The sequence below is a fragment of the Roseomonas gilardii subsp. gilardii genome, assembly GCF_023078375.1.
GTDB lineage: Bacteria > Pseudomonadota > Alphaproteobacteria > Acetobacterales > Acetobacteraceae > Roseomonas > Roseomonas gilardii.
This window is the reverse complement of the sequence record NZ_CP095554.1, coordinates 3911639-3930777: the sequence shown is the minus strand read 5'-3', so window position 1 is coordinate 3930777 and position 19139 is coordinate 3911639. Positions and strand designations below refer to the sequence as shown.

The following is a 19139-nucleotide window of genomic DNA, read 5'->3' as shown; positions in this document are numbered from 1 at the left end:
AAGGCCCAGAACGAGCTGATGAAGATCCTTGGCCAGACCGGCCAGGCCGTGAGCTTCGACCAGATCAAGATCACCATCGCGTCGCCGGAGCAGATCCGCTCCTGGTCCTATGGCGAGATCAAGAAGCCCGAGACGATCAACTACCGCACCTTCAAGCCGGAGCGGGACGGGCTGTTCTGCGCCCGCATCTTCGGTCCGATCAAGGACTACGAGTGCCTGTGCGGCAAGTACAAGCGGATGAAGTTCCGCGGCATCATCTGCGAGAAGTGCGGCGTCGAGGTGACGCTGGCCAAGGTGCGCCGCGAGCGCATGGGCCATATCGAGCTGGCGAGCCCGGTCGCGCATATCTGGTTCATGAAGTCGCTGCCCTCGCGCGTCGGCCTGATGGTCGACATGTCGCTGAAGGAGCTGGAGAAGGTCCTCTACTTCGAATCCTATGTGGTTCTGGAGCCGGGTCTGACCGACCTGAAGCTGCATCAGCTCCTCACCGAGGACCAGTACCAGAACAAGATGGACGAGTTCGGCGAGGACGCCTTCTCCGTCGGCATCGGGGCCGAGGCGGTCAAGCAGATGCTGACCGGCATCGACCTGGGCAAGGAGAGCGCGACGCTGCGCGCCGAGCTGAAGGAGACGACCTCCGAGGCCAAGCGCAAGAAGTACGTCAAGCGTCTGAAGCTGATCGAGAGCTTCGCCGAGGGCGGCGCGCGCCCGGAGTGGATGATCCTGGACGTCGTGCCGGTGATCCCGCCCGAGCTGCGGCCGCTGGTGCCGTTGGATGGCGGCCGCTTCGCGACCTCCGACCTGAATGACCTGTACCGCCGCGTCATCAACCGCAACAACCGCCTGAAGCGGCTGATCGAGCTGCGCGCGCCCGACATCATCGTGCGCAACGAGAAGCGCATGCTGCAGGAGGCGGTGGACGCGCTGTTCGACAACGGCCGCCGCGGCCGGGCGATCACGGGCGCCAACAAGCGGCCGCTGAAGTCGCTCTCCGACATGCTCAAGGGCAAGCAGGGCCGGTTCCGGCAGAACCTGCTCGGCAAGCGCGTCGACTATTCCGGCCGTTCGGTGATCGTGGTGGGTCCCGAGCTGAAGCTGCACCAGTGCGGCCTGCCGAAGAAGATGGCGCTGGAGCTGTTCAAGCCCTTCATCTACTCGAAGCTCGAGAAGTACGGCCACGCCACCACCATCAAGGCCGCCAAGCGGATGGTGGAGAAGGAGCGTCCCGAGGTGTGGGACATCCTGGAGGAGGTGATCCGCGAGCACCCGGTGATGCTGAACCGGGCGCCGACGCTGCACCGCCTGGGCATCCAGGCCTTCGAGCCGACGCTGGTCGAGGGCAAGGCGATCCAGCTCCACCCGCTGGTCTGCACCGCCTTCAACGCCGACTTCGACGGCGACCAGATGGCCGTCCACGTGCCGCTGAGCCTGGAGGCCCAGCTCGAGGCGCGCGTGCTGATGATGTCCACCAACAACATCCTCAGCCCCGCGAACGGCAAGCCGATCATCGTGCCGTCGCAGGACATCGTGCTCGGCATCTACTATCTGAGCCTGGAGACGCCGGAGTTCCGTGTGGCGGCCGACAAGGCCGAATATGATGCGCAGGGGCGGCTGGTGAAGGCCGGCCCGCCGGTCTTCGCCGACCTGGGCGAGCTGGAGCAGGCCCTGGCGGCCGGCAGCATCAACCTGCACACCAAGATCCTGGCGCGGCGCAAGACGATGCGCCCGGACGGTTCGGTGGTGAAGGAGCGGGTGGTGACCACGCCGGGCCGGATGATGATCGGCGCGCTGCTGCCGCTGCATCCGAACCTGCCCTATTCGCTGGTGAACCGGCAGCTGACGAAGAAGAACGTCTCCGACGTGATCGACGCGGTGTACCGTCACTGCGGCCAGAAGGAGAGCGTGATCTTCGCCGACCGGCTGATGGGCCTGGGCTTCCGCAACGCGGCCAAGGCCGGCATCTCCTTCGGCAAGGACGACATGGTCATCCCCGACAGCAAGGGGGAGATGATCGACCGCACCAAGGCCGAGGTGAAGGAGTTCGAGCAGCAGTACCTCGACGGCCTGATCACCGCGGGCGAGCGCTACAACAAGGTGGTCGATGCCTGGTCGCGTGCCACCGAGGAAGTGGCGGGCGCCATGATGAAGGAAATCTCCAAGCAGGAGGTCGGCAAGCCGACCAACTCGGTCTGGATGATGTCGCATTCCGGTGCCCGTGGTTCGCCGGCCCAGATGCGCCAGCTCGCCGGCATGCGCGGCCTGATGGCCAAGCCCTCGGGCGAGATCATCGAGCAGCCGATCATCGCGAACTTCAAGGAAGGCCTGTCGGTGCTGGAGTACTTCAACTCCACCCACGGCGCCCGCAAGGGCCTGGCCGACACCGCCCTGAAGACAGCGAACTCCGGCTACCTGACCCGCCGTCTGGTGGATGTGGCGCAGGACTGCATCATCGTGGACATCGATTGCGGCACCGAGCGCGGCATTACCGTGCGGGCCGTGATGGATGGTGGCGAGGTGGTGTCCTCGCTCTCCGAGCGTATCCTGGGCCGGACGGTGCAGCGGGAGATCGTGCATCCGGACACCGGCGAGGTGCTGGCCGAGCGGAACACGCTGGTCGAGGAGGCGCTCGCCGACCGGATCGAGAAGGCCGGGGTGGAGGAGGTCTATATCCGCTCCGTCCTGACCTGCGACAGCCGTTCGGGCGTCTGCGGCCACTGCTATGGCCGTGACCTGGCGCGCGGCACCCCGGTGAATGTCGGCGAGGCGGTCGGCGTGATCGCGGCCCAGTCGATCGGCGAGCCGGGCACGCAGCTCACCATGCGCACCTTCCACATCGGCGGTGCCGCCCAGCGCGGGGCGGAGCAGTCGGCGGTGGAGGCCACGACCGATGCCACGGTGCGGATCACCAACCTCGCGGTGGTGGAGAACAGCCAGGGCGCGCCGGTGGTGATGAGCCGCAACTGCGAGATCGTGCTCGTGGACGGCCAGAACCGGGAGCGCGCGCGGTTCCGCGTGCCCTACGGCTCGCGCATCCTGGTGGCGGAGGGGGCGCAGGTCCAGCGCGGCCAGAAGCTGGCCGAGTGGGACCCCTTCACCCTGCCGATCATCACCGAGCGGGCCGGTATCGTCGAATATGCCGACCTGATCGAGGGCATCACCCTGGTCGAGCGGCAGGACGAGGTGACCGGCCTCTCCTCCAAGGTGGTGGTGGACTACAAGGCCTCCTCCAAGGCTGATCTGCGCCCCCGTCTCATCCTGAAGGATGAGAAGGGCGGGGTGGTGAAGCTGCCGAACGGGGCCGAGGCGCGGTACTTCCTCTCGCCCGACACGATCCTGTCGGTGGACAATGGCGCGACGGTGCATGCCGGCGACGTCATCGCCCGCCTGCCGCGTGAATCCTCCAAGACCCGTGACATCACCGGCGGTCTGCCGCGTGTCGCGGAGCTGTTCGAGGCCCGCCGGCCGAAGGATGCCGCGATCATCAGCGACATCGACGGCCGGGTGGAATTCGGTAAGGATTACAAGGCGAAGCGCCGGATCATCGTGAAGCAGGACGTGCCCGACGGGGAGGCCCCGATCGAGCGCGAGTACCTGGTGCCGAAGGGCAAGCACGTCTCGGTGCAGGAGGGCGACTACGTCAAGGCGGGCGACCCGCTGGTGGACGGCCCCCGCGTGCCGCATGACATCCTGCGGGTGCTGGGTGTCGAGGCGCTGGCCAACTATCTCGTGAACGAGATCCAGGACGTCTACCGGCTCCAGGGCGTGAAGATCAACGACAAGCATATCGAGGTGATCGTTCGCCAGATGCTGCAGAAGGTCGAGATCCTGGAGCCGGGTGACACCACCTACCTGATCGGGGAGCAGGTGGACCGGATCGAGTTCGACATCGAGAACGAGCACCGCCTGCGGGCGAAGGAGCGGCCCGCCCGGGCCGAGCCGGTGCTGCAGGGCATCACCAAGGCGAGCCTGCAGACCAACTCCTTCATCTCCGCGGCCTCCTTCCAGGAGACCACGCGGGTGCTGACCGAGGCGGCGGTGGCCGGCAAGGTCGATACCCTGGCGGGCCTGAAGGAGAACGTGATCGTCGGGCGCCTGATCCCGGCGGGCACGGGCTCCGTGATGAACCGGCTGCGGGCGCTCGCCGCGCAGCGGGACAAGGGCCGGCTGCCGGCCTCGACTCCGGCCCTGGCGGGCGGGAGCCAGGAAGCGGCCGAGTAAAAGGGGCAGGCAACCGCGTTCCATGCATGGCAGGGCCGGGGCCTTCGGGTCCCGGCCCTGTCCGTTTCGGGGCGTTCTTGCTTGACTCTGATGGGGGGAGGGGTAGGTCTCCGCCCCTCGACGGGGCCTCCGGGCCTCGAAGGTTTTGTTCTTGGACGACAGCTCTGCGCCGCCGAGGCTGCTCCTGTGCTGGGGGGCGAAGTTCGGGGGTGGGATGGTGGCCCGAGGGGTGCGAAGGATCGCGCTCTGTCGGGCCCTCTCGCATGGCGGGGCTGGCGGCCGCTGGGACGGGTTCACGAAGGGGCGTCATGCCGACGATCAACCAGCTCATCGCCCAGGGGCGCGAGCCGAAGCCGAGCCGCAACAAGGTTCCTGCGCTGCAGGGCTGCCCGCAGAAGCGGGGTGTTTGCACTCGCGTCTACACCACCACGCCGAAGAAGCCGAACTCCGCGCTCCGTAAGGTGGCGAAGGTCCGTCTGACCAACGGCTACGAGGTGGTGAGCTACATCCCCGGTGAGGGGCATAATCTGCAGGAGCACTCGGTGGTCCTGATCCGTGGTGGCCGCGTGAAGGACCTTCCGGGCGTGCGCTACCACATCCTGCGCGGCGTGCTGGATACGCAGGGCATCGCGAAGCGTCGCCAGCGTCGTTCGCTCTACGGCGCGAAGCGTCCGAAGTAAGGGGCTGAGAGATGTCTCGTCGTCACAGCGCAGAGAAGCGCGAAGTCCTGCCGGACCCGAAGTTCGGCGACATCGTCCTCAGCCGTTTCATGAACGTGCTGATGTATGATGGCAAGAAGAGCACCGCCGAGGGCATCGTCTATGCGGCGATGGATACGCTGAAGCGCCGCGCTGGCGCGAATGCGGACCCCCTGCGCGTGTTCCATGAGGCGATGGATAACGTGAAGCCGGCTGTCGAGGTGCGTTCGCGCCGCGTCGGCGGTGCCACGTACCAGGTGCCGGTGGAGGTTCGTCCGGAGCGCCGTCAGGCCCTGGCGATCCGCTGGCTGATCGAGTCCGCGCGCAAGCGCGGCGAGAGCACGATGGAGGAGCGCCTCTCCGGCGAGCTGATGGACGCGGCCAACAACCGCGGCGCCGCCGTGAAGAAGCGTGAGGACACCCACCGGATGGCCGAAGCCAACAAGGCTTTCAGCCACTACCGCTGGTAACAGACACCCGATCTTTAGAGAGACACGACCATGGCGAAGGCGAAGTTCGAGCGGACGAAGCCGCACTGCAACATCGGCACGATCGGGCACGTTGACCACGGCAAGACGTCGCTGACGGCGGCGATCACGAAGGTGCTGGCGAAGCAGGGTGGTGCGTCGTTCACGGCGTATGACCAGATCGACAAGGCGCCGGAGGAGCGTGCGCGCGGGATCACGATCTCGACGGCGCATGTGGAGTACGAGACGGCGAACCGGCATTACGCGCACGTGGACTGCCCTGGCCACGCGGACTACGTGAAGAACATGATCACGGGTGCTGCGCAGATGGACGGCGCGATCCTGGTGGTGTCGGCGGCCGACGGTCCGATGCCGCAGACGCGGGAGCACATCCTGCTGGCGCGGCAGGTGGGCGTTCCGGCGCTGGTGGTGTTCCTGAACAAGATGGACCTGGCGGACCCTGACCTGGTGGAGCTGGTGGAGATGGAGGTGCGCGAGCTGCTGTCCTCCTACCAGTTCCCGGGCGATGACATCCCCATCATCAAGGGTTCGGCGGTCGCGGCGCTGGAAGACAAGACGCCGGAGATCGGCGAGCAGGCGATCCTGAAGCTGATGGAGGAGGTGGACCGCTACATCCCGCAGCCGGAGCGTCCGAAGGACCTGCCGTTCCTGATGCCGATCGAGGACGTGTTCTCGATCTCGGGGCGCGGCACGGTGGTGACGGGACGCGTGGAGCGGGGCATCGTGAAGGTGGGCGAGGAAGTCGAGATCGTGGGCCTGAAGGACACGGTCAAGACGACGGTGACGGGTGTGGAGATGTTCCGCAAGCTGCTGGACAGCGGCGAGGCGGGGGACAACATCGGCGCGCTGCTGCGTGGCACGAAGCGTGAGGACGTGGAGCGCGGGCAGGTGCTGGCCAAGCCCGGCTCGATCACGCCGCACACGAAGTTCAAGGCCGAGGCCTATATCCTGACCAAGGAAGAGGGTGGCCGGCACACGCCGTTCTTCACGAACTACCGTCCGCAGTTCTACTTCCGCACGACCGACGTGACGGGCGTGGTGAAGCTGCCGGAAGGGGTGGAGATGGTGATGCCGGGCGACAACGTGGCGATGGAGGTCGAGCTGATCGCCCCGATCGCCATGGACCAGGGCCTGCGCTTCGCCATCCGTGAGGGTGGCCGCACCGTCGGCGCCGGCGTCGTCGCCTCCATCGAGAAGTGATGCACCGTGGCTGACGCGCAAAACATCCGCATCCGCCTCAAGGCGTTCGATCACCGCGTGCTGGATGGCAGCACGCGGGAGATCGTGAACACCGCGAAGCGGACCGGCGCGCGGGTGCGGGGCCCGATCCCCCTGCCCACGCATATCGAGCGGTTCACCGTGAATCGCTCCCCGCACGTGGACAAGAAGTCGCGCGAGCAGTTCGAGATCCGGACTCATCGCCGCCTTCTGGACATCGTCGACCCCACCCCGCAGACCGTGGACGCGCTGATGAAGCTCGACCTCGCCTCGGGCGTGGACGTCGAGATCAAGATCTGAAGCCGGGAGGACTGCTGTCATGGCCGCCACTAACGGCCGCACCGGCCTGATCGCCAAGAAGCTGGGCATGACCCGGCTGTTCAACGAGGACGGTTCGACCGTCCCCGTGACCGTGTTGCATGTCGATGACGTGCGCGTGGTGTCGACCCGCACCGAGGAGAAGGACGGCTATGTCGCCCTTCAGGTCGGTGCCGGGAAGGCGAAGGTGAAGAACGTCTCCAAGCCCAACAAGGGCCACTTCGCGAAGACCGGCGTGGAAGCGCCGGCCAAGCTGGTGGAGTTCCGCGTCGCTGCCGATGCGGTTCTGGAGGCTGGTGCTTCGCTGACGCCGTCGCACTTCGTCGCAGGTCAGCGCATCGACGTGACCGCGACCTCGAAGGGCAAGGGCTTCGCCGGTGCGATGAAGCGCTGGAACTTCCGTGGTCTCGAGGCGTCGCACGGCGTGTCGATCAGCCACCGCTCGCACGGCTCCACGGGCAACCGCCAGGATCCGGGCAAGACCTTCAAGAACAAGAAGATGGCCGGCCATCTCGGTGTCGAGCGCGTCACCACCCAGAACCTGGTGGTGGCGGGTGTCGATGCGGAGAAGGGGCTGCTGCTGGTCAAGGGCTCCGTGCCCGGCGCCGCGGGGGCCTGGGTGATGGTTCGCGACGCGGTGAAGCGCGCGCGCCACGCCGACGCGCCCTATCCGGCGTAAAGGTAGACAAAAGCGATGCAAGTGAAGGTTATCACTCTCGATAACGGCCAAGCCGGTGAGATCGAGCTGCCGGAGGAGCTCTTCGGAGCCACTCCGCGGTCCGACATCATGGCGCGCGTGGTGCACTGGCAGCTCGCGAAGCGACGTGCGGGTACCCACAAGGTGAAGGGCATGGGGGAGGTCTCCGGGACCACCAAGAAGCCCTATCGCCAGAAGGGGACCGGCAATGCCCGTCAGGGTTCGCTCCGTGCGCCGCAGTTCCGCACCGGTGGCGTCGTGCATGGTCCGGTGGTCCGTGACCACGGCTACAGCCTGAACAAGAAGGTCCGTCGCCTGGGCCTGATCTCGGCGCTGAGCCAGAAGGCCAAGGACGGCAAGCTCGTCGTGATCGACGTGCCGGCCGAGGCGGCCAAGACCGCGCAGCTGGCCAAGCAGGTCAAGGCGCTGGGCTGGACGAGCGCGCTGGTGGTCGATGCGACCCCGGCCGAGGGCTTCGTGCGCGCCGCGCGCAACCTGCCCAAGGTCCAGGTCATGCCGACGGTCGGGGCCAACGTGTACGACATCCTCAACCACGACATCCTCGCGGTGACGCGGGCCGGGGTCGAGGCGCTGAAGGAGCGGCTGGCGTGAGCGAGACGCAGGAGAAGGCCAAGCGCCCGGTGATCGGGCGCGAGCGGATGTACCAGGTCGTGCTGGCGCCGCTGGTGACGGAGAAGGCGACCGCCCTGAACGAGCAGGGCCAGGTGACCTTCAAGGTGGCGCTCGAGGCGACGAAGCCCGAGATCAAGGCCGCCGTGGAGGGCCTGTTCGGTGTGACGGTGAAGGCCGTGAACACCGTGGTGGTCAAGGGCAAGACGAAGCGCTTCAAGGGTCGTCCCGGGGTGCGCTCGGACTGGAAGAAGGCGATGGTCAAGCTCGGCGAGGGCCAGTCCATCGACCTCACGACGGGGCTCGCGTAAGCCATGGCATTGAAGAACTTCAATCCGGTCACCCCGTCCCTGCGCGGGACGGTGCTGGTGGACCGGTCCGAGCTGTGGAAGGGCGCGCCCGTCAAGCAGCTGACCGAGGGCAAGAAGCACTCGGGCGGCCGCAACAACCACGGCCGCACCACGGTCCGGTTTCGCGGCGGCGGACACAAGCAGACCTATCGCTACGTGGACTTCAAGCGGAACGCCAAGTTCGGCGTTCCCGCGACGGTCGAGCGGCTGGAGTACGACCCCAACCGCACCGCCTGGATCGCGCTGCTGAAGTACCAGGATGGCGAGCTGGCCTATATCATCGCGCCGCAGCGGCTGAAGGCCGGCGACACGGTGGTGTCCGACCAGCGCGCCGACATCAAGCCGGGCAATGCGATGCCGCTGTCGGCCATTCCGGTCGGCACGATCATCCACTGCATCGAGCTGAAGCCGGGCGCCGGCGCGAAGATGGCCCGTTCCGCGGGTTCCTACGCGCAGCTGGTCGGCAAGGATTCGGGCTATGCCCAGATCAAGCTGATGTCGGGCGAGCTGCGGCTGGTGCGGGCGGAGTGCATGGCCTCGATCGGCGCCGTGTCCAACCCGGACAACAGCAACCAGCAGATCGGCAAGGCCGGTCGCTCCCGCTGGCTGGGCCGCCGTCCGCACAACCGCGGCGTGGTCATGAACCCGGTCGACCACCCGCATGGCGGTGGTGAGGGCCGGACCTCGGGCGGCCGTCACCCGGTCACCCCGTGGGGCAAGCCGACGAAGGGTTACAAGACCCGCACCAACAAGCGGACGGACAATCTGATTGTTCGCCGGCGCAACGCGACGAAGGGCTGATTAGATGGCTCGCAGTGTTTGGAAGGGGCCGTTCGTTGACGGCTACCTGCTCAACAAGGCGGATGCGGCGCGTGCGTCGGGGCGGAACGAGATCATCAAGATCTGGAGCCGCCGCAGCACGATCCTTCCGCAGTTCGTCGGCCTGACCTTCGGGGTCTACAACGGGAAGAAGTTCATCCCGGTGCAGGTCAACGAGAACATGGTCGGCCACAAGTTCGGCGAATTCTCGCCGACGCGGACCTTCACCGGCCACTCGGCCGACAAGAAGGCGAAGCGGGGCTGAGATGAGCAAGCCGAAGCATGAGCGTCGCCTCGGTGAGACCGAGGCCATGGCGACCACCCGGAACATCCGGGTCTCGCCGCGCAAGCTGAACCTGGCCGCCGGCCTGATCCGTGGCAAGAAGGCGCAGGACGCGGTGGCGATCCTGACCTTCTCCAAGTTCCGGATCACCGACACGGTCAAGAAGACGCTGGAGAGCGCGATCGCGAACGCGGAGAACAACCACCAGCTGGACGTGGACCGTCTGGTGGTGTCCCGCGCCGAGGTCGGCCGCGCTGTTGTCATGAAGCGCTTCCATGCGCGTGGCCGTGGGCGGTCCTCGCGCGTCGAGAAGTGGTTCAGCCACATCACCATCGTGGTGGCGGAGCAGCAGGTGGCCGAGACCGCGCCGCAGCAGGAGGCCGCGTAACATGGGTCACAAAGTCAACCCGATCGGGCTGCGGCTGGGCATCAACCGCACCTGGGATAGCCGTTGGTACGCCGACGCGGGCTATTCCAAGATGCTGCATGATGACCTGAAGCTGCGCACGAAGCTGAAGGAGCGCCTGAAGGGCGCTGGCGTGTCGCGCATCGTGATCGAGCGCCCGGCCAAGAAGCCGCGCGTCACGATCCATGCCGCCCGCCCTGGCGTGGTGATCGGCAAGAAGGGCGCCGACATCGAGGTGCTGCGCAAGGACCTGGCGAAGCTCGCCGGGGCCGAGGTCTCCCTGAACATCATGGAGATCCGCAAGCCCGAGATCGACGCCACCCTGGTGGCCGAGAGCATCGCCCAGCAGCTGGAGCGCCGCGTGGCCTTCCGGCGCGCCATGAAGCGCGCCGTGCAGTCCGCGATGCGCCTGGGCGCCGGCGGCATCCGCATCAACTGCGGTGGCCGCCTGGGCGGGGCCGAGATCGCGCGCATGGAGTGGTACCGCGAGGGCCGCGTGCCCCTGCATACCCTCCGCGCCGATATCGACTTCGGCACGGCGACGGCGAAGACCAACTACGGCACCTGCGGTGTCAAGGTCTGGATCTTCAAGGGTGAAATTCTGGCTCATGATCCGATGGCGCAGGACAAGCGCGCCGCGGAGCAGGCGCCTCAGCGCTGAGGCGGGATGAATCATGCTGCAACCGAAGCGCACGAAGTTCCGCAAGGCCCATAAGGGCCGCATCCATGGCCTGGCGAAGGGCGGGTTCACCCTGTCCTTCGGCGGCTTCGGCCTGAAGGCCCTGGAGCCGGAGCGAGTGACGGCCCGCCAGATCGAGGCGGCCCGTCGCGCCATCACCCGCGCCATGAAGCGCCAGGGTCGCGTCTGGATCCGGATCTTCCCGGATGTTCCGGTCTCGACCAAGCCTGCCGAGGTCCGCATGGGCTCCGGCAAGGGCGCGCCCGAGTACTGGGTGGCCCGCATCAAGCCGGGCCGCATCATGTTCGAGATCGACGGCGTCAGCCAGGAGACGGCCCGCGAGGCGCTGACCCTTGGCGCGGCGAAGCTGCCGATCAAGACGAAGTTCGTGGCGCGTCTGGGCGCCGAGGCGTAAAGACATGACCAAGATCGCAGATGTCCGGGCCAAGAGCCCGGACGAACTGAAGGCGATGCTGCTCGATCTCCGGAAAGAGCAGTTTAACCTCCGCTTCCAACGTGCCACTGGACAACTGGAGGCGGTTTCGCGTATTCGCGCGGTGCGGCGAGACATCGCCCGCGTGAAGACCGTGCTGGGCCAGTCGGCCCAGGCGGAAAAGAAGGCCTGACGAGGAGACCCCGGCGATGCCGAAGCGAGTCCTCACCGGGCGGGTTGTGAGCGACAAGGGCGACAAGACGGTTACCGTCCTCGTCGAACGTCGTGTCATGCATCCGCTCTACAAGAAGTTCATCAAGCGCTCGGGCCGCTATGCGGCGCACGACGACGCCAACCTGTGCAAGGAAGGCGATACCGTGCGGATCGAGGAGTGCCGCCCCATCAGCAAGCGGAAGAGCTGGCTGGTGATCGCGCGCAACGGTGAGGACGTCGCCCGTCCCGCCGGCTTCGAGGCTGCCCCGACGGCGGAGACGGCTGCGGCATGATCCAGGTTGAATCCAACCTCGACGTCGCCGACAACTCCGGCGCGCGGAAGGTCCAGTGCATCAAGGTGCTGGGCGGCTCCAAGCGCAAGACGGCTTCTGTCGGTGATATCATCGTGGTGTCCGTGAAGGACGCCATTCCCCGTGCCAAGGTGAAGAAGGGCGAGGTGCATCGCGCCGTCATCGTCCGCACGGCTTATCCCGTGCGGCGCGGCGACGGCTCGGCCATCCGCTTCGACAACAACGCGGCCGTCCTGATCAACAAGCAGGGCGAACCGATCGGCACCCGTATCTTCGGCCCGGTGGTGCGCGAGCTGCGCGCCCGCCGGTACATGAAGATCATCTCCCTGGCTCCGGAGGTGCTGTAATGGCCGCGAAGATCCGCAAGGGTGACCGCGTCCAGGTGATCACCGGTTCCGACAAGGGCAAGCGCGGCGAGGTGCTGCGCGTGATTCCCGAGGACAACCGGGCGATCGTCCAAGGCGTGAACATGGTCAAGCGGCACCTGAAGCCGCAGGGCATGAACCAGCCGGGTGGCATCCAGGAGAAGGAGGCGACGATCCACCTCTCCAACCTGGCGCTGATCGATCCGAAGTCCGACAAGCCGACCCGCGTCGGCTTCAAGGACGTGGACGGCAAGAAGGTCCGGGTGGCCAAGGCCTCCGGCGAGGTGCTCGACGCATGAGCGACACTCAGAAGGAGCTGCCGCGCCTGCAGCGGCACTACAACGAGGTGGTGCGCAAGGCCCTGCAGGAGCAGTTCGGCTACCAGAACGTCATGGAGATGCCGAAGCTCTCCAAGATCGTCATCAACATGGGCGTGGGCGAAGCGGCCGGCGACAGCAAGAAGCTGGACGCGGCCGTGGCCGACCTGATGGCCATCGCTGGCCAGAAGCCGGTCAAGACCCGTGCCAAGAAGGCGATCGCGGGCTTCAAGATCCGTGAGGGGCAGGCGATCGGCTGCAAGGTCACGCTGCGCCGCGCCCGGATGTACGAGTTCCTGGACCGTCTGGTGACGATCGCGCTGCCGCGCGTCCGCGACTTCCGCGGCCTGCCCGGCAACCGTGGCTTCGACGGCCGTGGCAACTTCGCCATGGGTCTGAAGGAGCAGATCATCTTCCCGGAAATCGCCTACGACAAGGTCGAGGCGGTGCGTGGCATGGACATCCAGTTCGTGACCACGGCAAAGACGGACAAGGAGGCCAAGGCCCTTCTCAAGGCCTTCGAGCTGCCTTTCGCCAATTAATCTCGGAAAACCGGTCCGGCCCGTTCCCTGCCCAGTTGGCATGGAGCGGGTGGGGCCAGGTTCTGGAGGATAAGATCGCATGGCCAAGACTTCGGCTGTCGAGAAGAACAACCGGCGCGCCAAGCTCTCGGCGCTGCACGCGGAGAAGCGTGCGGCGCTGAAGGCTCTGGTGATGGACCGCGAGGCGCCCGTCGAGGAGCGCTTCGAGGCCACGCTCAAGCTCGCCCAGTTGCCGCGCAACGGCGCCAAGGTGCGCGTTCGCCTGCGCTGCGAGCTGACCGGCCGTCCCCGCGGGAACTACCGCAAGTTCAAGCTGAGCCGTAACGCGCTCCGTGACCTGGCCTCCGTTGGCCAGATCCCCGGGCTCGTGAAGGCCTCCTGGTAAGGCGGAGGATCGATGTCCCTGTCCGATCCGTTGGGTGATATGCTCACCCGCATCCGCAATGGTCAGCGCGCGCGGCAGAGCCGCATCGTGTCTCCCGCGTCGCGCCTGCGCGCCGACGTGCTGGATGTCCTGAAGCGCGAAGGCTATATCCGTGGCTACAGCTCCGAGGACGTGCGCCCTGGCGTGAAGATCCTCAACATCGAGCTGAAGTATTCGGAGGGCGAGCCGGTGATCAAGGAGATCAACCGGGTGTCCAAGCCGGGCCGCCGCGTCTACGCGAAGATCAAGGAGCTGCCGAAGGTCTATAACGGCTTCGGCGTTTCCATCCTGTCCACGCCTCGCGGCGTGATGAGCGACAATGAGGCCCGCGCTGCCAATGTTGGCGGCGAAGTCCTCTGCCGCGTGTTCTGAGGAGGCCGACCCCATGTCACGCGTCGGCAAGTATCCCGTCACCGTTCCCAGCGGCGTCACCGTCGCCCTGCAGGACGGCGTCGTGGTGGCCAAGGGCAAGCTCGGCGAGCTGCGCCTGCCGGTCGTCACGGATGCGGTGGAAGTGAAGATCGAGGGTGGTTCCGTCACCGTCTCGCCCAAGGGCGAGGACCGGCGGTCGCGCACGCTGTGGGGCACCACACGTTCGCTGATCAACGGCATGGTGACGGGCGTCTCCAGCGGCTTCTCCAAGTCCATGGAGATCACCGGCACGGGTTACCGTGCGGCGGTCCAGGGCAAGGAGCTGGTGCTGAACCTCGGCTACAGCCACGAGATCCGCTACGCGATCCCGGAAGGGATCAAGATCACGACCGAGCGCCCCACGGCGATCAAGGTCGAGGGTGCGGATAAGCAGCGGGTCGGCCAGGTGGCCGCCGAGATCCGCGCCTATCGTGGTCCCGAGCCCTACAAGGGCAAGGGCGTCCGCTACGACAACGAGGTCATCCTCCGGAAGGAGGGTAAGAAGAAGTGATGCGCAAGCTCGCACTCCAGACGCGGCGCCGCTCCCGGCTCCGCTTCCAGCTGCGGCAGAAGGCCGGTGGGCGTCCGCGCCTGTCGATCTACCGCTCCGGCCGGCACATCTATGCGCAGGTGATCGACGACAAGGAGGGCCGTACCCTGGCGGCCGCCTCGACGCTCGAGAAGGACCTGCGCGCCCGTACAGGGGCGGATGTCGATGCGGCGACCGCCATCGGCAAGCTGGTGGCCGAGCGCGCCATCGCGGCCGGTGTCTCGGCGGTGGTCTTCGACCGCGGTCCCTATCTCTACCATGGCAGGGTCAAGGCCCTGGCGGACGGCGCCCGCGAGGGCGGGCTGTCGTTCTGAGGAGCGTCTGACGCATGGCATATGCACCGAGGTCCGGTGGCGGTGGCGAGGGTGGTGACGGCGAGCGCCGTGGCCGCGGCCGCCGTCGCGACAACGACCGCAATCAGCAGCAGGCCCACAGCGAGGGTGATGAGCTCCGCGACAAGCTGGTGACCATCAACCGCGTTGCGAAGGTGGTGAAGGGTGGCCGTCGCTTCTCCTTCGCCGCTCTCGTGGTGGTGGGCGACCAGAAGGGCCGCGTGGGCTGGGGCGCCGGCAAGGCGCGCGAGGTTCCGGAGGCGATCCGCAAGGCGACCGAGCGCGCCAAGCGGACGATGATCCGCGTGCCGATGCGCGAGGGCCGTACCCTGCACCACGACATGATCGGCGAGTTCGGCGCGGGTCGCGTGATCCTGCGCGCGGCGCCGGCGGGCACCGGCATCATCGCCGGTGGTCCGATGCGCGCCGTGTTCGAGACGCTGGGCATGGGCGACGTGGTCGCCAAGTGCACCGGCACGACGAACCCGCACAACATGGTCAAGGCGACCTTCGCGGCGCTGGGGAAGGTGACCTCCCCGCGTGCCGTGGCGGCGCGGCGCGGCAAGAAGGTCTCCGACCTGATCGGCCCGCGCAAGGACGAGGCCGCTCCGGCGGCTCAGGAGGCTGGCGGTGTCTGAGACTGCCAAGAAGACCGTGAAGGTGACCCAGACCGGGTCGCCGATCGGCCGCAAGCCCGGCCAGCGCGAGACGCTGATCGGGCTGGGGCTGAACAAGATGCACCGGACCCGCGAGCTTGAGGACACCCCTGCCGTGCGCGGGATGATCCGCAAGGTCGCCCACCTCATCAAGGTGGAGGACTGATCATGGTGAAGCTCAACGAGCTGCGCGACAACGAGGGCGCCCGCCCGAAGTTCAAGCGCATCGGCCGCGGCATCGGCTCCGGCAAGGGCAAGACCGGCGGCCGCGGCGTGAAGGGCCAGAAGGCCCGCACCGGCGTGTCGCTGAACGGGTTCGAGGGCGGTCAGCTCCCGATCTACCGGCGCCTGCCGAAGCGGGGCTTCGTGAACCTCTTCCGCGTCGAGTACGCGCCGCTGAACATCGGCCTGCTCGACAAGGCGATCGAGGAAGGCCGCCTGCCGGCCGACCAGGCGCTGGACGAGACGATGCTGAAGGCAGCCGGCGTGGTGCGGGTCAGCGGCAAGCGCGCCGGTATCCGCCTGCTCGCCAAGGGTGAGATCAAGCGCGCGGTGAACATCACCGTCGCCGGTGCCTCGCAGGCCGCGATCGCGGCGGTCGAGGCGGCGGGCGGCAAGGTGACGGTGACCGCGCCGAAGGCTTCGGAAGACGCTCCGGCCGCTTGATCTTCGCCTCCCTGGGGGGCTACCTGACAGCTGATGTCTTCGCTGCGGCGCGCGGGGGACCTCCCCCCGGGCGCCGCAGTCGTATGGAGGGTACGCATGGCGTCCGCCGCCGAGCAGCTCGCGGCCAATCTCAACCTCGGGGTGCTGTCGCGCGCCACCGAGCTGAAGAAGCGGCTCTGGTTCACACTAGGGGCACTGATCGTCTATCGCCTCGGCACCTATATCCCCGTTCCCGGCGTGGATGCGTCGGTGATGGCGGATATCCTGCGCCAGCATGGCGGTGGCGTCCTGGGCATGTTCGACATGTTCACGGGCGGCGCGCTGGGGCGCATGACGGTCTTCGCGCTGAACATCATGCCCTATATCTCCGCCTCCATCATCGTGCAGTTGATGACGGCGGCGATCCCGGCCTGGGAGACCCTCAAGAAGGAGGGCGAGAGCGGGCGCAAGAAGCTCAACCAGTACACGCGCTACCTGACGGTGGTGATCGCGATCTTCCAGGCCTATGGCATCGCCGTGGGACTGGAGGGGATGCAGGGGGCCATGGGGGCCTCGCCCGTCTATGCCGGAGGTGCCTTCTTCCGGCTCTCCGCGGTGATCACCCTGGTGGGCGGCACGATGTTCCTGATGTGGCTGGGTGAGCAGATCACCGCCCGGGGCATCGGCAACGGCATCAGCCTGATCATCTTCGCGGGGATCGTGGCGAACCTGCCGCATGCCTTCGTCTCGACCCTGGAGCTGGGCCGGACCGGAGCGCTGTCCACGCCCTTCATCATCTTCTTCCTGCTGATCGCGCTCGCCGTGATTGCCTTCGTGGTGTTCATGGAGCGGGCGCAGCGGCGCATCCCGGTGCAGTACCCCAAGCGCCAGGTGGGGAACCGGATGTTCGGCGGCGATTCGACCCATCTGCCGCTGAAGCTGAACACGGCCGGCGTGATCCCGCCGATCTTCGCCTCCTCCCTGCTGCTGCTGCCGGCGACCTTCGCCGGATTCGCGGGGGCCGGGCAGGGGGAGGAGACCTGGCTGAGCCGGGCGGCGCAGTGGCTGGCGCATGGGCAGCCGCTCTATATGGGCCTCTATGTCGCGCTGATCATCTTCTTCGCCTTCTTCTACACCGCGGTGGTCTTCAACCCGCAGGAGACGGCGGAGAACCTGAAGAAGAACGGCGGCTTCGTGCCGGGCATCCGCCCGGGGCAGGCGACGGCGGATTATTTCGACCGTGTCCTGACCCGGCTGACGCTGGTGGGGGCGATCTATCTCTGCATCGTCTGCCTCATCCCGGAATTCCTGATCAGCCAGTACGGCGTGCCCTTCTATTTCGGCGGCACTTCCCTGCTGATCATCGTGTCCGTAACGATGGACACGGTGGCGCAGGTGCAGTCTCATCTCTTCGCGCACCAGTACCAGGGCCTGATCCGCAAGGCCCGGCTGGGGGCGCCGGGGGCGGGGGGAAGCCGGTCCCTGCCGAACGGTAACCGTCCGAGTGTTGGGAGACGTCGTTGAACCTGATCCTGCTGGGGCCTCCCGGGGCCGGAAAGGGAACCCAGGCCAAGCGCCTGGAGGAGAAGTTCGGGATCGCCCAGATCTCGACCGGCGACATGCTCCGGGCGGAGGTCAAGTCGGGCTCCGAGATCGGGCGCGAGGCCAAGGCGATCATGGAGAGCGGCGGGCTGGTGCCCGACGCGATCATCACCGCCATGCTCGCCCTGCGGGTCGCCCGGCCGGACTGCGCCAAGGGCTTCATCCTGGACGGATTCCCGCGGACGGTGCCCCAGGCCGAGGCGCTGGACGTGATGCTGAAGGAGAAGGGGCTGGCGCTCGACCATGTGATCGAGCTGAAGGTGGACCCGGCGGCGCTGGTCGAGCGTATCGCCGGCCGCTTCACCTGCGCCGCCTGCGGCACGGGCTATCACGATACCTTCAAGCCGACGATCCAGGCCGGGGTCTGCGATGTCTGCGGCGGTACGGAGTTCGTCCGTCGGGCCGATGACAAGGCCGAGACGGTGGCGGCGCGGCTGGAGGCCTATCGCAAGCAGACCGAGCCGCTGCTGCCCTACTACCAGGCTCAGGGGAAGCTGAAGTCGGTGGACGGCATGGCCGATATCGACGACGTGACCCGTGAATTGGAAGCCCTGTTGAGTCGGGCTTGACCTGAGGGGCGGGGAGGTTTATCCCGCCCCTTCCTCGCGGCGGGCTCCCTCCCGCTGCGTTTTCCCATGCCATTTGCCGGTGCTTCGGCGGTTCCGCCGCCGGAGTCGGGCAATGATCACCTCGCCGGCCCAGGCTGCCCGCCGTCGCCGGCCCTATCGGAGCAGTTGCTCCAGGAGAGCGAACGTGGCGCGTATCGCCGGCGTGAACATCCCCGACAACAAGCGGGTGCAGATTTCCCTGCGCTACATCTATGGCATCGGTCCGAAGAACGCGGCTGAGATCTGCGAGAAGCTCGGCATCCCCGAGGAGCGCCGGGTCAACCAGCTCTCCGACGAGGAGATCCTGAAGATCCGCGAGATGCTGGATCGCGACTACCGCGTGGAGGGTGACCTCCGCCGCGAAGTGGCGATGAACATCAAGCGGCTGATGGACATGGCCTGCTACCGCGGCCTGCGTCACCGCCGTGGCCTGCCGGTGCGCGGCCAGCGCACCCACACCAACGCCCGCACCCGCAAGGGCAAGGCCGTGGCGATCGCCGGCAAGAAGAAGGTGACGAAGTAAGATGGCGCGTCAGCCGCAGGCGGGCTCCCGCCCCCGCAAGAAGGAGCGCAAGAACATCGCCACGGGCGTGGCGCATGTGCTCGCGACCTTCAACAACACGATCGTGACGATCACCGACAGCCAGGGCAATGCCATCGCCTGGTCGTCCTCCGGGTCGCAGGGCTTCAAGGGCAGCCGGAAGTCCACCCCGTATGCCGCGCAGGTCGCGGCCGAGGATGCCGGCCGCAAGGCCCGCGAGCACGGCATGGAGACGCTGGAGATCATGGTCTCCGGTCCCGGTTCGGGCCGCGAGAGCGCGCTGCGTGCCCTCCAGGCCGTCGGCTTCTATGTCACCGCCATCAAGGACGTGACCCCGATCCCGCACAACGGTTGCCGTCCGCGCAAGCGTCGTCGCGTCTGATCG

29 protein-coding genes are annotated in these 19139 nt (G+C 67.0%); all 29 read left to right on the top strand.

The genetic code is table 11. The features are described 5' to 3' along the window. The first annotated feature begins 18 nt into the window (after positions 1 to 18). Entirely contained in the window at positions 19 to 4218 is a 4200-nt protein-coding gene (rpoC, locus tag MVG78_RS18175; protein ID WP_247554535.1) for a DNA-directed RNA polymerase subunit beta', read from the top strand. Between the two features lie 308 nt (positions 4219 to 4526). Beyond that, positions 4527 to 4898 (top strand): 30S ribosomal protein S12, encoded by a 372-nt coding sequence (gene rpsL / locus MVG78_RS18170; protein WP_019462398.1) that lies wholly within the window; start codon positions 4527 to 4529, stop codon positions 4896 to 4898. Positions 4899 to 4909: 11 nt separating this feature from the next. Next, a complete protein-coding gene (gene rpsG, locus MVG78_RS18165; RefSeq protein ID WP_019462399.1) occupies positions 4910 to 5386 on the top strand; it encodes a 30S ribosomal protein S7 in 477 nt (158 codons plus the stop codon). A gap of 30 nt (positions 5387 to 5416) precedes the next feature. Beyond that, positions 5417 to 6604, top strand: coding sequence for an elongation factor Tu (gene tuf / locus MVG78_RS18160; protein ID WP_247554516.1), 1188 nt, complete (start codon positions 5417 to 5419; stop codon positions 6602 to 6604). A gap of 6 nt (positions 6605 to 6610) precedes the next feature. Then, the gene (gene rpsJ, locus MVG78_RS18155) at positions 6611 to 6922 is read left to right on the top strand and encodes a 30S ribosomal protein S10 (protein WP_019459503.1); all 312 of its coding nucleotides are present in this window, start codon (positions 6611 to 6613) and stop codon (positions 6920 to 6922) included. Positions 6923 to 6941: 19 nt separating this feature from the next. Further along, on the top strand, positions 6942 to 7619 hold the full coding sequence (gene rplC / locus MVG78_RS18150; RefSeq protein ID WP_247554496.1) for a 50S ribosomal protein L3: 678 nt from the start codon (positions 6942 to 6944) through the stop codon (positions 7617 to 7619). A gap of 15 nt (positions 7620 to 7634) precedes the next feature. Further along, positions 7635 to 8249 (top strand): 50S ribosomal protein L4, encoded by a 615-nt coding sequence (rplD, locus tag MVG78_RS18145; RefSeq protein ID WP_247554456.1) that lies wholly within the window; start codon positions 7635 to 7637, stop codon positions 8247 to 8249. Between the two features lie 32 nt (positions 8250 to 8281). Continuing rightward, positions 8282 to 8578, top strand: a complete 297-nt coding sequence (locus MVG78_RS18140; RefSeq protein ID WP_410528000.1) for a 50S ribosomal protein L23 — start codon at positions 8282 to 8284, stop codon at positions 8576 to 8578. Between the two features lie 3 nt (positions 8579 to 8581). Then, positions 8582 to 9418 carry a 50S ribosomal protein L2 gene (gene rplB, locus MVG78_RS18135; RefSeq protein ID WP_247554429.1) on the top strand — a complete coding sequence of 279 codons (837 nt, stop codon included), beginning with the start codon at positions 8582 to 8584 and terminating at the stop codon, positions 9416 to 9418. Positions 9419 to 9422: 4 nt separating this feature from the next. Then, positions 9423 to 9701, top strand: a complete 279-nt coding sequence (rpsS, locus tag MVG78_RS18130) for a 30S ribosomal protein S19 (RefSeq protein ID WP_019459498.1) — start codon at positions 9423 to 9425, stop codon at positions 9699 to 9701. Between the two features lies 1 nt (position 9702). Then, positions 9703 to 10107: a 50S ribosomal protein L22 gene (rplV, locus tag MVG78_RS18125; protein ID WP_027281255.1), complete on the top strand. Its 405-nt coding sequence runs from the start codon at positions 9703 to 9705 to the stop codon at positions 10105 to 10107. A gap of 1 nt (position 10108) precedes the next feature. Next, complete coding sequence (gene rpsC, locus MVG78_RS18120; protein WP_019459496.1) at positions 10109 to 10786, top strand: 30S ribosomal protein S3; 678 nt, start codon at positions 10109 to 10111, stop codon at positions 10784 to 10786. 13 nt (positions 10787 to 10799) lie between these two features. Then, positions 10800 to 11219 carry a 50S ribosomal protein L16 gene (rplP, locus tag MVG78_RS18115; RefSeq protein WP_019459495.1) on the top strand — a complete coding sequence of 140 codons (420 nt, stop codon included), beginning with the start codon at positions 10800 to 10802 and terminating at the stop codon, positions 11217 to 11219. Positions 11220 to 11223: 4 nt separating this feature from the next. After that, positions 11224 to 11430, top strand: a complete 207-nt coding sequence (gene rpmC / locus MVG78_RS18110) for a 50S ribosomal protein L29 (protein ID WP_247554405.1) — start codon at positions 11224 to 11226, stop codon at positions 11428 to 11430. A gap of 16 nt (positions 11431 to 11446) precedes the next feature. Beyond that, the gene (gene rpsQ, locus MVG78_RS18105) at positions 11447 to 11743 is read left to right on the top strand and encodes a 30S ribosomal protein S17 (RefSeq protein WP_247554380.1); all 297 of its coding nucleotides are present in this window, start codon (positions 11447 to 11449) and stop codon (positions 11741 to 11743) included. Further along, on the top strand, positions 11740 to 12108 hold the full coding sequence (rplN, locus tag MVG78_RS18100) for a 50S ribosomal protein L14 (protein ID WP_019459492.1): 369 nt from the start codon (positions 11740 to 11742) through the stop codon (positions 12106 to 12108). Before rpsQ ends, rplN begins: the two co-directional genes overlap by 4 nt. Next, positions 12108 to 12425 carry a 50S ribosomal protein L24 gene (rplX, locus tag MVG78_RS18095; RefSeq protein ID WP_027281257.1) on the top strand — a complete coding sequence of 106 codons (318 nt, stop codon included), beginning with the start codon at positions 12108 to 12110 and terminating at the stop codon, positions 12423 to 12425. The genes rplN and rplX overlap by 1 nt, the downstream gene beginning before the upstream one ends. Further along, positions 12422 to 12985 carry a 50S ribosomal protein L5 gene (gene rplE, locus MVG78_RS18090; RefSeq protein WP_247554347.1) on the top strand — a complete coding sequence of 188 codons (564 nt, stop codon included), beginning with the start codon at positions 12422 to 12424 and terminating at the stop codon, positions 12983 to 12985. The genes rplX and rplE overlap by 4 nt, the downstream gene beginning before the upstream one ends. A 79-nt stretch (positions 12986 to 13064) precedes the next feature. After that, entirely contained in the window at positions 13065 to 13370 is a 306-nt protein-coding gene (gene rpsN / locus MVG78_RS18085; RefSeq protein WP_027281259.1) for a 30S ribosomal protein S14, read from the top strand. A gap of 12 nt (positions 13371 to 13382) precedes the next feature. Then, entirely contained in the window at positions 13383 to 13781 is a 399-nt protein-coding gene (gene rpsH, locus MVG78_RS18080) for a 30S ribosomal protein S8 (RefSeq protein ID WP_027281260.1), read from the top strand. A 13-nt stretch (positions 13782 to 13794) separates the two neighbouring features. Then, positions 13795 to 14331 (top strand): 50S ribosomal protein L6, encoded by a 537-nt coding sequence (rplF, locus tag MVG78_RS18075; RefSeq protein WP_247554328.1) that lies wholly within the window; start codon positions 13795 to 13797, stop codon positions 14329 to 14331. After that, positions 14331 to 14684 (top strand): 50S ribosomal protein L18, encoded by a 354-nt coding sequence (gene rplR / locus MVG78_RS18070; protein ID WP_247554306.1) that lies wholly within the window; start codon positions 14331 to 14333, stop codon positions 14682 to 14684. Before rplF ends, rplR begins: the two co-directional genes overlap by 1 nt. 14 nt (positions 14685 to 14698) lie before the next feature. Then, on the top strand, positions 14699 to 15340 hold the full coding sequence (gene rpsE / locus MVG78_RS18065) for a 30S ribosomal protein S5 (protein ID WP_019459485.1): 642 nt from the start codon (positions 14699 to 14701) through the stop codon (positions 15338 to 15340). Continuing rightward, positions 15333 to 15524 carry a 50S ribosomal protein L30 gene (gene rpmD / locus MVG78_RS18060; protein WP_019459484.1) on the top strand — a complete coding sequence of 64 codons (192 nt, stop codon included), beginning with the start codon at positions 15333 to 15335 and terminating at the stop codon, positions 15522 to 15524. Before rpsE ends, rpmD begins: the two co-directional genes overlap by 8 nt. Positions 15525 to 15529: 5 nt before the next feature. Further along, entirely contained in the window at positions 15530 to 16024 is a 495-nt protein-coding gene (rplO, locus tag MVG78_RS18055) for a 50S ribosomal protein L15 (protein ID WP_247560504.1), read from the top strand. A gap of 96 nt (positions 16025 to 16120) precedes the next feature. Then, the gene (gene secY / locus MVG78_RS18050) at positions 16121 to 17527 is read left to right on the top strand and encodes a preprotein translocase subunit SecY (protein WP_247554303.1); all 1407 of its coding nucleotides are present in this window, start codon (positions 16121 to 16123) and stop codon (positions 17525 to 17527) included. Continuing rightward, positions 17524 to 18174, top strand: a complete 651-nt coding sequence (locus MVG78_RS18045; protein WP_247554300.1) for an adenylate kinase — start codon at positions 17524 to 17526, stop codon at positions 18172 to 18174. Before secY ends, MVG78_RS18045 begins: the two co-directional genes overlap by 4 nt. Positions 18175 to 18358: 184 nt before the next feature. After that, positions 18359 to 18736 carry a 30S ribosomal protein S13 gene (gene rpsM, locus MVG78_RS18040; RefSeq protein ID WP_019459480.1) on the top strand — a complete coding sequence of 126 codons (378 nt, stop codon included), beginning with the start codon at positions 18359 to 18361 and terminating at the stop codon, positions 18734 to 18736. A 1-nt stretch (position 18737) separates the two neighbouring features. Further along, a complete protein-coding gene (rpsK, locus tag MVG78_RS18035; RefSeq protein ID WP_019459479.1) occupies positions 18738 to 19136 on the top strand; it encodes a 30S ribosomal protein S11 in 399 nt (132 codons plus the stop codon). Positions 19137 to 19139 lie beyond the last annotated feature (3 nt).

Excerpts from the sequence above, each read along its gene's own strand:
- rplP (WP_019459495.1), top strand. The coding sequence starts at position 10,800 with ATGCTGCAACCGAAGCGCACGAAGTTCCGCAAGGCCCATAAGGGCCGC.
- rpsS (WP_019459498.1), top strand. The coding sequence starts at position 9,423 with ATGGCTCGCAGTGTTTGGAAGGGGCCGTTCGTTGACGGCTACCTGCTC.
- rplB (WP_247554429.1), top strand. The coding sequence starts at position 8,582 with ATGGCATTGAAGAACTTCAATCCGGTCACCCCGTCCCTGCGCGGGACG.
- rpsH (WP_027281260.1), top strand. The coding sequence starts at position 13,383 with ATGTCCCTGTCCGATCCGTTGGGTGATATGCTCACCCGCATCCGCAAT.
- rpsN (WP_027281259.1), top strand. The coding sequence starts at position 13,065 with ATGGCCAAGACTTCGGCTGTCGAGAAGAACAACCGGCGCGCCAAGCTC.
- rplV (WP_027281255.1), top strand. The coding sequence starts at position 9,703 with ATGAGCAAGCCGAAGCATGAGCGTCGCCTCGGTGAGACCGAGGCCATG.
- rpoC (WP_247554535.1), top strand. The coding sequence starts at position 19 with ATGAAGATCCTTGGCCAGACCGGCCAGGCCGTGAGCTTCGACCAGATC.
- secY (WP_247554303.1), top strand. The coding sequence starts at position 16,121 with ATGGCGTCCGCCGCCGAGCAGCTCGCGGCCAATCTCAACCTCGGGGTG.
- rpsK (WP_019459479.1), top strand. The coding sequence starts at position 18,738 with ATGGCGCGTCAGCCGCAGGCGGGCTCCCGCCCCCGCAAGAAGGAGCGC.
- rpsQ (WP_247554380.1), top strand. The coding sequence starts at position 11,447 with ATGCCGAAGCGAGTCCTCACCGGGCGGGTTGTGAGCGACAAGGGCGAC.
- rplN (WP_019459492.1), top strand. The coding sequence starts at position 11,740 with ATGATCCAGGTTGAATCCAACCTCGACGTCGCCGACAACTCCGGCGCG.
- rpsE (WP_019459485.1), top strand. The coding sequence starts at position 14,699 with ATGGCATATGCACCGAGGTCCGGTGGCGGTGGCGAGGGTGGTGACGGC.
- tuf (WP_247554516.1), top strand. The coding sequence starts at position 5,417 with ATGGCGAAGGCGAAGTTCGAGCGGACGAAGCCGCACTGCAACATCGGC.
- rplF (WP_247554328.1), top strand. The coding sequence starts at position 13,795 with ATGTCACGCGTCGGCAAGTATCCCGTCACCGTTCCCAGCGGCGTCACC.
- rplD (WP_247554456.1), top strand. The coding sequence starts at position 7,635 with ATGCAAGTGAAGGTTATCACTCTCGATAACGGCCAAGCCGGTGAGATC.
- rplX (WP_027281257.1), top strand. The coding sequence starts at position 12,108 with ATGGCCGCGAAGATCCGCAAGGGTGACCGCGTCCAGGTGATCACCGGT.
- rpsL (WP_019462398.1), top strand. The coding sequence starts at position 4,527 with ATGCCGACGATCAACCAGCTCATCGCCCAGGGGCGCGAGCCGAAGCCG.
- rpsC (WP_019459496.1), top strand. The coding sequence starts at position 10,109 with ATGGGTCACAAAGTCAACCCGATCGGGCTGCGGCTGGGCATCAACCGC.
- rpmC (WP_247554405.1), top strand. The coding sequence starts at position 11,224 with ATGACCAAGATCGCAGATGTCCGGGCCAAGAGCCCGGACGAACTGAAG.
- rplR (WP_247554306.1), top strand. The coding sequence starts at position 14,331 with ATGCGCAAGCTCGCACTCCAGACGCGGCGCCGCTCCCGGCTCCGCTTC.
- rpsG (WP_019462399.1), top strand. The coding sequence starts at position 4,910 with ATGTCTCGTCGTCACAGCGCAGAGAAGCGCGAAGTCCTGCCGGACCCG.
- rplC (WP_247554496.1), top strand. The coding sequence starts at position 6,942 with ATGGCCGCCACTAACGGCCGCACCGGCCTGATCGCCAAGAAGCTGGGC.
- rplE (WP_247554347.1), top strand. The coding sequence starts at position 12,422 with ATGAGCGACACTCAGAAGGAGCTGCCGCGCCTGCAGCGGCACTACAAC.